This is a genomic window from Paenibacillus sp. FSL H7-0690, assembly GCF_037980415.1.
Taxonomy (GTDB): Bacteria; Bacillota; Bacilli; order Paenibacillales; family Paenibacillaceae; genus Paenibacillus_AQ; species Paenibacillus_AQ odorifer.
This window is the reverse complement of sequence record NZ_CP150281.1, coordinates 786,201-799,417: the sequence shown is the minus strand read 5'-3', so window position 1 is coordinate 799,417 and position 13,217 is coordinate 786,201. Positions and strand designations below refer to the sequence as shown.

At 47.4% G+C, this 13,217-nt stretch carries 7 protein-coding genes and 3 rRNA genes; 2 read left to right on the top strand and 8 right to left on the bottom strand.

Annotation, left to right across the window (positions count from 1 at the left end):
• Window positions 1-70: 70 nt before the first annotated feature.
• Window positions 71-1,294, bottom strand: a complete 1,224-nt coding sequence (locus MHI32_RS03620) for an MFS transporter (protein WP_081393633.1) — start codon at window positions 1,292-1,294, stop codon at window positions 71-73.
• Window positions 1,295-1,455: 161 nt separating this feature from the next.
• Window positions 1,456-3,591 carry a DNA topoisomerase III gene (locus tag MHI32_RS03615; RefSeq protein WP_076128456.1) on the bottom strand — a complete coding sequence of 712 codons (2,136 nt, stop codon included), beginning with the start codon at window positions 3,589-3,591 and terminating at the stop codon, window positions 1,456-1,458.
• Window positions 3,592-3,718: 127 nt separating this feature from the next.
• Between MHI32_RS03615 and tsaA the strand changes: the two genes are divergently transcribed.
• The gene (tsaA, locus tag MHI32_RS03610; RefSeq protein ID WP_076128454.1) at window positions 3,719-4,165 is read left to right on the top strand and encodes a tRNA (N6-threonylcarbamoyladenosine(37)-N6)-methyltransferase TrmO; all 447 of its coding nucleotides are present in this window, start codon (window positions 3,719-3,721) and stop codon (window positions 4,163-4,165) included.
• A 50-nt stretch (window positions 4,166-4,215) separates the two neighbouring features.
• Entirely contained in the window at window positions 4,216-5,133 is a 918-nt protein-coding gene (locus MHI32_RS03605; protein WP_339189441.1) for an AraC family transcriptional regulator, read from the top strand.
• A gap of 105 nt (window positions 5,134-5,238) precedes the next feature.
• On the opposite strand, the gene MHI32_RS03600 is transcribed toward MHI32_RS03605, so the two are convergent.
• From MHI32_RS03600 to MHI32_RS03575, 6 genes are all read right to left on the bottom strand, one after another.
• Window positions 5,239-6,426, bottom strand: coding sequence for a DUF4179 domain-containing protein (locus MHI32_RS03600; protein ID WP_076278145.1), 1,188 nt, complete (start codon window positions 6,424-6,426; stop codon window positions 5,239-5,241).
• A complete protein-coding gene (locus tag MHI32_RS03595) occupies window positions 6,401-6,988 on the bottom strand; it encodes an RNA polymerase sigma factor (RefSeq protein WP_340011892.1) in 588 nt (195 codons plus the stop codon). Before MHI32_RS03595 ends, MHI32_RS03600 begins: the two co-directional genes overlap by 26 nt.
• Window positions 6,989-7,184: 196 nt before the next feature.
• Window positions 7,185-7,937 (bottom strand): acyl-ACP thioesterase domain-containing protein, encoded by a 753-nt coding sequence (locus MHI32_RS03590; protein WP_076219763.1) that lies wholly within the window; start codon window positions 7,935-7,937, stop codon window positions 7,185-7,187.
• A gap of 238 nt (window positions 7,938-8,175) precedes the next feature.
• Window positions 8,176-8,292: ribosomal RNA gene (gene rrf, locus MHI32_RS03585) — 5S ribosomal RNA — on the bottom strand.
• 128 nt (window positions 8,293-8,420) lie between these two features.
• A 23S ribosomal RNA gene (locus MHI32_RS03580) occupies window positions 8,421-11,350 on the bottom strand.
• A 261-nt stretch (window positions 11,351-11,611) separates the two neighbouring features.
• Window positions 11,612-13,168 (bottom strand): 16S ribosomal RNA (locus MHI32_RS03575).
• The 16S, 23S and 5S rRNA genes sit together here, the layout of an rRNA operon.
• Window positions 13,169-13,217 lie beyond the last annotated feature (49 nt).

The following is a 13,217-nucleotide window of genomic DNA, read 5'->3' as shown; positions in this document are numbered from 1 at the left end:
GCTTCCTATCTCTATTATATTCCCCTTTTGCACAAAAAACCAATCATCCTTACACGCTCTGCCAAGTCTGTTAAGTTTCTTTTAGCTGCTTCTGCTTCGTATCCTTCATCCATACCCAGGATAAAATTGTAGCCAACACCGCCGCAATTCCACCTAACCAGAATCCTCCGGTCAAGCCATATACAGAGCTCATCCAACCTGCTACGAATGGCCCTGCTGACATCCCTATCGCATAAACGGCCTGATAGAAGCCCATAGCTGTAGCCCGTTTAAAAGGATCTATTTCTGATACGGATTTACTCAACAGCAGCGGAAAAATAAGTCCCTGCATAAAACCATTCCCCACCTGAGTCAGACAAAGCGCCGCTAACGTCGGCATAGAAGGAATGAGCAGCGTAAACAGTGCGCTTCCCGCAAAGCCTAGCATAAGCTTCCCTCTATCACCCAGCAGCCCTCCAAACAGACGTGAGCCGTAGAGCGTTGCGATGGCATGCGGAATCATAAAAGCGAGTGTTAGCCAGCCCAAGCTTTCTTTGCTTGCTCCGATATTCAGCGCCTGGTTCGGAGTATATCCGAACATCGTTATAAATAGCACACAGTGCGCCAGCACAGACAACAGTGATACTCTTACCAGCAGAGGTTCCTTTACGACACCAGCCAGTTCCTTGATCTGTATGGCATTTTGCCGTTTTTCCTGCTTTTGTTCCGGTAACCGAAGCGCAAGTATTAGTGCCGCAATAGCTACAATTCCACCAATCAGGAAGGGGGCATTCCAGCCCCAATGCTCTACCATATAGCCGCTGATCATCATGCTGGTCAATTGGGCGATTACTGTAGTGAATTGCAGCATGCCCATCGCTTTTCCAGCTTCCTCTTTTGGAAAATAACCTGCGAACATCACAGAGTACACAACCCATGCCGATGCTGCTATCCCGGATACCGCACGTGCTGCCAACGCCCAACCCGGCTGTGCTCCCCACATAAAAAGAAAACAGCTGACTCCACTCGCAATCAATCCCAGATAGATAAACGGCCGCCGCCTATTTAAATAATCTGAACCGATGCCAATGGGTATACGGAATAGGATCTGCATTAACCCATATATCCCAAGCACCATGCCCACCATAAAATACGATGCTCCCAAATGCTCAACATATGGTGAAAGCACCGGCACATAAATATAAGAAGAGAACCAAAACATAAATACAATAACCAAAAAGAAAAACCTGCTGCTTCCTTGCCCCTGTGGGCGATCTGCCGCTTTCAACGGATTCGCCTGCTGCTCAGCTGCCACCTAATCACCTGCTCCACTCATTTGCTTACCATTCTAATTCAAAGCCTATCCGTAGACCACATAAACTTACTAGGATAGAAAAAAGACTGCTGAGCACACTCAGCAGCCTTCATTATTCTAATCATTCGTTTTAATTGAAGCTAACCATCCGATGATTCCTACTACTTATCCTTCTTTTGTCCTTCAAGCGCTGCTTTCAGCAGTTCCCCAAGGTTAGAACCAATGCTTTCCTGCTTGCTGTATTGCTGCACCAGCTTTTGCTGTTCACGTTTATTAACATGCTTGTGATCCTTATCTAAGGTCTCTGTGATTCCACAGCCTAGACATTGTACGAACATGCCTGCTTTACCCTCTTTAAGCTCCATTTTCTTATGGCACTGTGGGCAGCGGCGATTCGATAGTCTTTTCTCACCTGCACGGGTGTAACCACAATTATCTGCAGGACACACCAGCAGCTTCCCTCGTTTGCCCTTCTTCTCGAGCAGTCTTGTACCGCATTCCGGACAATGACTGTTAGAGACATTATGCGGCTTATATTCTGCTCCGCTAGTTTTCACACCTGTTACCAATTCCTGTGCCATACTGCGGATACCTTGTAAAAAGAGCTCCGGTTTGCCTTGACCACGCGCTATTTTCTCCAGCTCAGCTTCCCAACGTGCGGTTAGATCCGGGGTTCGTAGCTGAGTGGATACCAGCTCGATTAACTGCTTACCTTTTCCTGTCGGATGCAGGAGATTACCTTGCCGCTCAATCGTATCGGAGCTTACCAGCTTCTCAATAATATCCGCGCGTGTAGCCGGGGTTCCGAGGCCGTGCTTCTCCATTTGCGTCAACAGCGAAGCTTCATTATAACGCTTCGGTGCCTGTGTTCGGCCAGCACGCACCATACAGCGGCCAATCGTGACAGTAGCCCCTTCGCGCAGCTCAGGCAGCTTTACACTGCCCGCTGCCGGCTCGTCCGCAGATTCCTCCTCGTCATCACTACTCATATCCCCGCCGTATACTTCGCGCCAGCCGGCATCTTTTACTGTCGTCCCTTTGACATGGAAGCTTTCGCCTTCCACATTGACGGTTACAGCTACCGCATCATAACGAGCTGGCGGATAGAACAAGCTTATAAAACGCCGCACAATCAGATCATACAACTTACGTTCTTCAGTACTCAGACCATTTAACAATACGGTCTGTTCTGTAGGAATAATAGCGTGGTGATCACTGACTTTACTGTCATCCACGATTCGCTTCGTAATCGGCAGCTGCTTGCGCAGCAATGGACGTGCTAACGCTGCATATGGACCGACCGCAACACTATCCAGTCTTTCCTTGAGTGTGCCCGTCATATCTGAAGTTAAGTAACGACTGTCCGTACGCGGGTATGTGACAAGTTTATGCTGCTCATATAACCGCTGCAGCACACTGGAGGTCTGCTTCGCGGAGAAGCCGAACTTCCGGTTCGCATCACGCTGCAGTTCAGTCAGATCATAAGCCAGTGGATGAGGTTCACTTTTCTCACTCTTCTGTACCTTAATAATACGGCCGCTGCGTCCTGTAAGCTTATCCTTTAAGCTGGCTGTCTTATCCTTTTCGAATATTCGACCATCACCGTTACTGGCCCGCCATGCCGCTTGGAAATCCCCAAAATCAGCAGTCAGCGTCTCAAAATCGACGGAACGGAAACCCGTAATCTCCTGTTCACGATCCATGATCATCCCTAATGTCGGCGTTTGTACCCGTCCTGCTGAGAGCGGCGAACCGAACTTACAGGTCAAAGCTCTTGTGACATTCAGTCCAATCATCCAATCCGCCTCTGCGCGGCAACGTGCAGATTCATACAACCGATCAAATTCCCGGCCCGGACGGAGTTTTGCAAATCCCTCTTTAATTGCCTTATCAGTCTGCGAGGATATCCATAACCGCCGGAATGGCTTTTTCCACCCTGCCATATTCATAATCCAACGAGCCAGCAGCTCCCCTTCACGGGCAGCATCTGTAGCAACAATAAGCTCCTCAATGTCCTGACGCTTCATTAGGTGCTGGACAGCTTTATATTGCTGGTTGGTCTCCCGCAGCACCTTCAGCTTGGTCTTCTCCGGCAAAATCGGCAGATCCTCCAAGGCCCAAGTTGCAAACTTTTTATTATAATCCTCTGGCTCTGCCAGGCCGACCAAATGACCCAGCGCCCAGGTAACCACATATTTTGGACCTTCAATATAACTCTTCTGTTTATTATTGCATCCCATGACCCGTGCAATCTCGCGTGCAACAGACGGCTTCTCCGCCAATACTAGTGTCTTCATAATGCTCCCCTTTCCACATCAAATTTCATTATAGCATTAAATGAATGTTAGCAAATATCGTCAGGCTTTACCGTATGCCTCTGTTATACACTAGATCATATCTGATACCCGAAAGGAGTCATAGTCAATGAATGAACAAGAAAGCTATAATATATTATCTATAGGATCGGTTAGAGGTACAGCACATAATTTGCGGCTTGAAATCAACCCGGAATTCAGACCAGCGCTTAAAGGTTTATCTCAGTTTAGTCATTGCCAAGTACTTTGGTGGCTGCATGAGTTTGCAGAGGATCATTTCCGGCAGACTACACAGATTCAGCCTCCTTATGATGCGACCTTAACTGGAGTATTCGCTTCCCGTTCCCCTATTCGCCCTAATCCGATTGGGCTAAGTGTAGCAGCAATCCTGTCTGTCGATGTAGACTCTGGAATAGTAGAGGTGGCCGGGCTTGATGCCTATCCGGGCACACCGGTTCTCGACATCAAAGCCTATTTTCCTAGTGCAGATCGCGTAATGGAAGTGACTGTTCCCGATTGGGCTGCTGCTTGGGGCGACTGGACAGCAAATCATTGAAGTAATCGTGCTAGACACCATTTCTATTAACTGTTATGGGAGGACATCTCTTGAACAATCGCCAACTAATCATTCAAGCCTTAGATCTCATTGAGGATCGCTTAACCACGTTTCTTCCTGTAGCTGTCCTCTCCAAAGAAATGGGATACTCCCTTTATCATTTCACCCGTCTATTTCAAGCAGTCACTGGGATAGCACCCGGCGACTATATAGCCAGACGCAAAATCACTGAAGCAGCCTTAGACATTCATCGAATGCCAGAACGTTCACTCCAAGACATCTCCTTAGACTATAACTTTAGTAACTATGAGACCTTTACGCGTGCCTTCAAAAGAATGCTGCACACGACTCCCTCTCTTGTTCGAAAAAGACTTACTGAAACGAAACTCCCTTTGCTCCCTAGACTATATGAACAGGATCTACTTCAAGTCCTTTCTGATAGTGATCTCTCCCTTCAGCTCGTTGATTTCGGAGAAATTATACTTCAAGGACCCGTAGTTAAAGTAGACCTAGACTTCTCCGTCATTTCTGATACTTGGCCTTTGCTTTTCAATAAGGTAGCCACTATATCGGATAGAATACAGCCTGAAAAATATTATCAGCTTGGCTTCTGGCCAGATGACTATGAGAGTAATGGGTTTTCGATCATGTGTGCCTGCGAGCTTAGTCCTATAAAAGCAGACCACAATCAGACTTTCCCCCTTCAGATCTTACCACCCATACGTTATCTGAAATTCATCCATAAAGGCCGCTCTTGTGATATCCCTTCTACCTATAAATATATCTACGGAATCTGGCTGCCGAAAACAGAATACAGGATGTCCATTCCATTTGAATTGGAATATTATGGTGAATTGTACCTTGGACCAGATAACGAAAACTCGGTGAGTGAAATCTACATTCCATTAGAATTTTTACAAGAAGAGACTACGTTGTCGTCTTTTATAGATGACAACCGTTACTCTTAGAAATATAAAGATATTATAGTTTTTCAGCTTATAAATTCTCATTTTTTAACAAAAAGCCCGTATCTGCTATGCAGACACGGGCTTTTTTGCTTATGGGATTAATAGTTACTTTTGCTCCACCTGAATCGTTTGTTCAAGCTCCGGATAATAATGTTTAACTTGTTTTCCTTCTTCATCCCTTAATGCTTTATGATTTTCATCAATGGAGTAAGTAAACGGCTTAACTGTAATTGTCTTTGGTGTTTGCGCGAACGGTATGAAATCTTTGTCTACCAAAGGATAGACTATAGCTGGCAAGTTAAATGACCCACCCGATGAGAACGCATTACCTAGTTCATCAACAATTTCATAGAACATTTCAGAGGTTGTGTATCCATCCTTTTCTTTCACAGTTGGCGCTTTACCTTCTTCGCTGAGCTGTAATCTGCTTGTGGCTGGAGTTAATTCCAGCTTGGTAATCGTATAACTGAATTCTTCTGCCTCTTTTGTTTGGTTCAGATCAAGCTTGATAATTCCTTCCGTTACTTTTTTCACCGGCACCTTGATTACAAAAGGCTCTGCAATTTGTGTAACCGGCACACTGATGCTTAATTCAAATTCATCCCCCAAAGCCTCTATATTATTTAGATTTCTGTAATCGTATAAAATAGCATTCTTTTTTCCCTCAACATCACCAAAAGATGACATTTGGCTCTCCAGTTTTTTCCCATTCGGCAATTTCACTTCTGCTGAACCCAACAACCCTTTTTCGGACTGGTTCATTGTCACTTTCGCATGTTGTTCTGTTAGCGATGGATCGAACTCAATCGGTTCAATAATCATCTCAGCCATCATCTTATCATTATCAATGCCTTCCCGTTCAATCGCAAAAGCCAACCGCGAGCCGTCATAATAGGCATCGGTAACCTTTAAGGTCACTCCATCATGGGTAACGCTTTGGTTAGGGGCAGTAGATAATCCTTTTTCCTCAGCAGCATTTAGACCTTTATCGTCAATCCCCTTAAAAATACTTCCTACAACAGGAATCTGCTTCAATGTTTCAGCCATGACCGGGGATACAAATCCGCTACCGATTATCCCCGCACCCAACACTGCTGCTGCCGAGGCAGCCACCAATGATTTTTTCAGAAACTTATTTCCATTCTTTCTTGATGCTCGTTTTTCCATTCCCTCGTCTCCTATCCGCTTCATAATTGAATCGCTGAAACTGTCTACCGGCATTTCATGATTTTGGAATGTTTGACGAATGTGCTCCATCTTCTGACTTTCAGTTGGATCTTGCCATTTCTCCATGAGGGCTGCCTCCTTCATTCATTCTTTGCCGGACTAATTTTTTGCGTAGACGTTCAAATTTCTTGCGTAAAGTAGCTGAATTACAATCCATAATCTGACCCATTTCTTCAAAGCTGTACTGCTCAACCACCTTAAGAATCAGGAGATTGCTCTCTTCGGCTGTCAGGTCATCCATAAATAACTTCTGCAATGGCTCCTCATCGTTAGGATTATAATAGGGTTTGGGCTGCTGCTCTTTATATAGCGACAACAGACGGTTTCTTCGCTTGCGTTTGCGAACCTGATCCAGACAATGATGATAGGCCACTTTATACAGCCATGCACTAAAAGAAACTCGTTTCTCATAACGTCTGAGTTCCTGATACACTTTTACAAATATATCTTGCACAGCATCCTCTGCTTCTTCATGACTTCTCAAAATATAATAGCAATACGTATAAATCTTTCTTTCATAGGCTTGTATTATAGTTCTATAGGCTTCGCGGTTACCCGCAAGAACCTGATCGATAGCCTCTTCAATTATTGTTTGATTCACTTGGACCCCGGGGCTGCGACGTTCCAAAGAATCACCTCCTTGTTATTGACTACAACTATATAACGAATGTGATCCCTTTAATTGTGACAGGCTCAAAAAAATTTTCCAAATATGTTAGAAACATCATCCGTTTTCAATAAAAAAAGCGACTGCCCCGATTGATGTTCGGAGAAATCGCTTTTATAATAATATTCCATATTTATAAATCACTTACTTATTCGTACTATTGGACACTTTTTAACGCTATACATGCTTCAAAATATACAGTATCACTATTCTGACCGCGTACATATATACCATCATCCGTTACAGCTGAACGTAAAATAGTCAGTTCATCCCCAAACTTAGCTTCTTGTAGATAAGTAATCCGGAAGCGTGTAAACTCTGCATTATCCCATTCCGCTAAAGTGAGCGCATCACAACATAAATCCCCGTATCGGGCATTATTCAAATGTCCGTTGCTGTCCAGCCCACTATATCTTACCTGATACCGATAAGCTTCTTCCATAGTAATATCAGAAGGGATTGTTACCTTAACAGGCATATCGCCTACTGAATCGCCATTATAGTGCTTAACCTGAACTGGAAGGGCATTCGGTCTAAGTATCTTTCTCTTCTCAATATCTACTAAAGCCCATATGGATCGTGCTGTGGCGATTTCTATATGATCTGCATCGAAAATACGATAATCCCGTTGCCACAGTGCCCCTTTAGTTCCTTTACTCCAGGTATGTACGCTAAGCACATCATTCGGGCGGGGAATACGCTTAAAATCAAGATCTAACGTAATCATCATCCAGCCCATTCCTGCATTCAGAATTTCTTCCACACTTATCCCCAAATTACCCACTGCGAAGTCTGCCGCACATTGCATGATATCCAGAATAAAGGATAACTTACCCTGCGAACGATAATCCGTGTCGCTCGCATGTACAGAAAAATCTTCTATCCACACAAGATTGCTACTGTTGTCCATTGTTTATCCTCCTGCCATGCAAAATATCCTTGCATTTACTTGAAGTATCCACATATACCACTGCTCTATCCACATAAATTGGGGACTACTTTCATTTTTGAATATATTTTATTATTTCATCCACATGTTAGTAACTTTTATAATTTCGTTAATTCCCCATAACTTATCCACATTATTTAAATTAAGCGATAAAGGGAACAAAAAAGCCATTGTTGATAAATCAACAATGGCTTCGTGTGCTTGGCAACGTCCTACTCTCCCAGGACCCTTCGGTCCAAGTACCATCGGCGCTGGAGGGCTTAACGGTCGTGTTCGGGATGGGTACGCGTGGAACCCCTCCGCTATCGCCACCAAACATGCATCTGTGAAACAGACGCTGCCGCGTGAAATTCGGTTCATCACCAGAAGTGAGAATGAATTTCTAAGCGTGTTACAGGCTTGATGCCTGAAAACTGAATCCGAAACAAATCTGCATTCTACGTATAGGATAAGCCCTCGACCGATTAGTATTGGTCAGCTCCATGCATTGCTGCACTTCCACCTCCAACCTATCTACCTCGTCGTCTTCAAGGGGTCTTACTAATTGGGAAATCTCATCTTGAGGGGGCTTCACGCTTAGATGCTTTCAGCGCTTATCCCGTCCGTACGTAGCTACCCAGCCATGCTCCTGGCGGAACAACTGGTGCACCAGCGGTACGTCCATCCCGGTCCTCTCGTACTAAGGACAGCTCCTCTCAAATTTCCTGCGCCCACGACAGATAGGGACCGAACTGTCTCACGACGTTCTGAACCCAGCTCGCGTACCGCTTTAATGGGCGAACAGCCCAACCCTTGGGACCTACTTCAGCCCACAGGATGCGATGAGCCGACATCGAGGTGCCAAACCTCCCCGTCGATGTGGACTCTTGGGGGAGATAAGCCTGTTATCCCAGGGTAGCTTTTATCCGTTGAGCGATGGCCCTTCCATGCGGTACCACCGGATCACTAAGTCCGACTTTCGTCCCTGCTCGACTTGTAGGTCTCGCAGTCAAGCTCCCTTATGCCTTTGCACTCTGCGAATGATTTCCAACCATTCTGAGGGAACCTTGGAACGCCTCCGTTACTCTTTAGGAGGCGACCGCCCCAGTCAAACTGCCCGCCTGACACGGTCCCCGTACCCGATTAGGGCACTAGGTTAGAACCTAGATACGATCAGGGTGGTATCCCAACGGCGCCTCCACCGAAGCTTGCGCTCCGATTTCTACGGCTCCCACCTATCCTGTACAGATCGTACCCAAATTCAATATCAAGCTGCAGTAAAGCTCCATGGGGTCTTTCCGTCTTGTCGCGGGTAACCTGCATCTTCACAGGTATTAAAATTTCACCGGATCTCTCGTTGAGACAGCGCCCAAGTCGTTACGCCATTCGTGCGGGTCAGAATTTACCTGACAAGGAATTTCGCTACCTTAGGACCGTTATAGTTACGGCCGCCGTTTACTGGGGCTTCGGTTCATAGCTTCGGGTTACCCCTAACCACTCCCCTTAACCTTCCAGCACCGGGCAGGCGTCAGCCCGTATACTTCGCCTTACGGCTTCGCACAGACCTGTGTTTTTGCTAAACAGTCGCTTGGGCCTTTTCACTGCGGCCCCCTCGTGCTATTCACACTACCGGGGCACCCCTTCTCCCGAAGTTACGGGGTCATTTTGCCGAGTTCCTTAACGAGAGTTCTTCCGCGCGCCTTAGAATTCTCTTCTCGCCTACCTGTGTCGGTTTGCGGTACGGGCACCTTTCTCCTTGGCTAGAGGCTTTTCTTGGCAGTGTGAGATCATGACCTTCGCTACTATAATTTTCGCTCCCCATCACAGCCCAGCCTTAACGATGTGCGGATTTGCCTACACATCAGCCTCACTGCTTAGACGGACATCCATCAGTCCGCGTCACTACCCTCCTGCGTCACCCCATCGCTCATAGCGGATTACGGTGGTACAGTAATTTCAAACTGTTGTCCTTCGACTACGCCTTTCGGCCTCGCCTTAGGTCCCGACTTACCCTGAGCGGACGAGCCTTCCTCAGGAAACCTTGGGCTTTCGGCGGATCAGATTCTCACTGATCTTTTCGTTACTCATACCGGCATTCTCACTTGTGTAGTGTCCAGCGCTCTTTTCAGTACACCTTCAACCCCTACACAACGCTCCCCTACCCCAGATGCAAAGCATCTAGCCATAGCTTCGGTGGTGTGTTTAGCCCCGTTACATTTTCGGCGCAGAGTCACTCGACCAGTGAGCTATTACGCACTCTTTCAATGGTGGCTGCTTCTAAGCCAACATCCTTATTGTCTGTGCAACTCCACATCCTTTCCCACTTAACACACACTTGGGGACCTTAGCTGATGGTCTGGGCTGTTTCCCTTTTGACAATGGATCTTAGCACTCACTGTCTGACTCCCGGCAATAAGTATATGGCATTCGGAGTTTGACTGAGCTTGGTAATCCTTGCGGACCCCGCACCCAATCAGTGCTCTACCTCCACTACTCTTATACCGAGGCTAGCCCTAAAGCTATTTCGGGGAGAACCAGCTATCTCCGAGTTCGATTGGAATTTCTCCGCTACCCCCACCTCATCCCCGCACTTTTCAACGTACGTGGGTTCGGGCCTCCAGTGCGTGTTACCGCACCTTCACCCTGGACAGGGGTAGATCACACGGTTTCGGGTCTACGTCCACATACTAAGTCGCCCTATTCAGACTCGCTTTCGCTGCGGCTCCACCTTCTCGGCTTAACCTTGCATGTTAAACGTAACTCGCCGGTTCATTCTACAAAAGGCACGCCATCACCCATTAATAAGGCTCTGACTTTTTGTAAGCACACGGTTTCAGGTTCTATTTCACTCCCCTTCCGGGGTGCTTTTCACCTTTCCCTCACGGTACTGTTTCACTATCGGTCGCCATAAGGTAGTATTTAGCCTTAGCAGATGGTCCTGCTGGATTCATACGGGGTTTCACGTGCCCCGCACTACTCGGGATCCGTCTCGGAGAGAATACAGTTTAGGCTACAGGGCTTTTACCTCTATCGCGGGCCTTTCCAGACCTCTTCACCTACCATATTCCTTTGTAACTCCATGTGAGACGTCCCACAACCCCTAAGAGCAAGCTCTTAGGTTTAGGCTGTTCCGCGTTCGCTCGCCGCTACTGACGGAATCACTATTGTTTTCTCTTCCTCAGGGTACTTAGATGTTTCAGTTCCCCTGGTCTGCCTCTACACACCCTATGTATTCAGGTATGAGTAACTGCGAATTACCACAGCTGGGTTTCCCCATTCGGACACCCCCGGATCAAAGCTTGCTTACAGCTCCCCGAGGCAGTTTCGTTGTTCGCCACGTCCTTCGTCGGCTCCTGGCGCCTAGGCATCCTCCGTGTGCTCTTATTAGCTTAACCTTGATTTTTCCGCAGGAAAATATCATACGATGACATTCTCTTTGGAATTATCTCACTAATAACATTTACTTGTTTGCACAAGTTGCTAAAAGATGTTCTAAAACGCAAATTCGTTTCGGTATCCAGTTTTCAAGGATCAAGTCTTACTGAGAGCTTAAACTCTCAAAACTGAGCAACGAGTGAGTAACAGGCCTAAACCTGAGTTTTGGAAGCTGAGCTTCCGATTTGAATGTTCTCATTGCAGAGAACGATTCTCCATAGAAAGGAGGTGATCCAGCCGCACCTTCCGATACGGCTACCTTGTTACGACTTCACCCCAATCATCTACCCCACCTTCGGCGGCTGGCTCCCTTGCGGGTTACCCCACCGACTTCGGGTGTTGTAAACTCTCGTGGTGTGACGGGCGGTGTGTACAAGACCCGGGAACGTATTCACCGCGGCATGCTGATCCGCGATTACTAGCAATTCCGACTTCATGCAGGCGAGTTGCAGCCTGCAATCCGAACTGAGACCGGCTTTGATGGGATTGGCTCCACCTCGCGGCTTCGCTTCCCGTTGTACCGGCCATTGTAGTACGTGTGTAGCCCAGGTCATAAGGGGCATGATGATTTGACGTCATCCCCACCTTCCTCCGGTTTGTCACCGGCAGTCACTCTAGAGTGCCCAGCATTACCTGCTGGCAACTAAAGTTAAGGGTTGCGCTCGTTGCGGGACTTAACCCAACATCTCACGACACGAGCTGACGACAACCATGCACCACCTGTCTCCTCTGTCCCGAAGGCCGCCACTATCTCTAGTGGATTCAGAGGGATGTCAAGGCCTGGTAAGGTTCTTCGCGTTGCTTCGAATTAAACCACATACTCCACTGCTTGTGCGGGTCCCCGTCAATTCCTTTGAGTTTCAGTCTTGCGACCGTACTCCCAAGGCGGAGTGCTTACTGTGTTAACTTCGGCACCAAGGGTATCGAAACCCCTAACACCTAGCACTCATCGTTTACGGCGTGGACTACCAGGGTATCTAATCCTGTTTGCTCCCCACGCTTTCGCGCCTCAGCGTCAGTTACAGCCCAGAAAGTCGCCTTCGCCACTGGTGTTCCTCCACATATCTACGCATTTCACCGCTACACGTGGAATTCCACTTTCCTCTTCTGTACTCAAGCCACCCAGTTTCCAGTGCGACCTCAGGTTGAGCCCAAGGTTTAAACACCAGACTTAAATAGCCGCCTGCGCGCGCTTTACGCCCAATAATTCCGGACAACGCTTGCCCCCTACGTATTACCGCGGCTGCTGGCACGTAGTTAGCCGGGGCTTTCTTCTCAGGTACCGTCACTCCGGTAGCAGTTACTCTACCGGACGTTCTTCCTGGCAACAGAGCTTTACGATCCGAAAACCTTCATCACTCACGCGGCGTTGCTCCGTCAGGCTTTCGCCCATTGCGGAAGATTCCCTACTGCTGCCTCCCGTAGGAGTCTGGGCCGTGTCTCAGTCCCAGTGTGGCCGTTCACCCTCTCAGGTCGGCTACGCATCGTCGCCTTGGTGGGCCGTTACCCCACCAACTAGCTAATGCGCCGCAGGCCCATCCCTCAGTGACAGATTGCTCCGTCTTTCATTCTTCTCTCAGGAGAAAAAAGAAATTATCCGGTATTAGCTACCGTTTCCGGTAGTTATCCCAGTCTGAAGGGCAGGTTGCCTACGTGTTACTCACCCGTCCGCCGCTAAGTCACTTTGAAAGCAAGCTTTCAAAGTGACTCCGCTCGACTTGCATGTATTAGGCACGCCGCCAGCGTTCGTCCTGAGCCAGGATCAAACTCTCCAATTAGTATTGAAAAGAGCGATATGCTCATTTTGAAACATCTGACGAGAAAATT

What these genes read in the sequence shown, in the direction of transcription:
- MHI32_RS03615 (WP_076128456.1), bottom strand. Translation starts at nt 3,591, where the DNA reads ATGAAGACACTAGTATTGGCGGAGAAGCCGTCTGTTGCACGCGAGATT.
- tsaA (WP_076128454.1), top strand. Translation starts at nt 3,719, where the DNA reads ATGAATGAACAAGAAAGCTATAATATATTATCTATAGGATCGGTTAGA.
- MHI32_RS03600 (WP_076278145.1), bottom strand. Translation starts at nt 6,426, where the DNA reads ATGGAGAAATGGCAAGATCCAACTGAAAGTCAGAAGATGGAGCACATT.
- MHI32_RS03590 (WP_076219763.1), bottom strand. Translation starts at nt 7,937, where the DNA reads ATGGACAACAGTAGCAATCTTGTGTGGATAGAAGATTTTTCTGTACAT.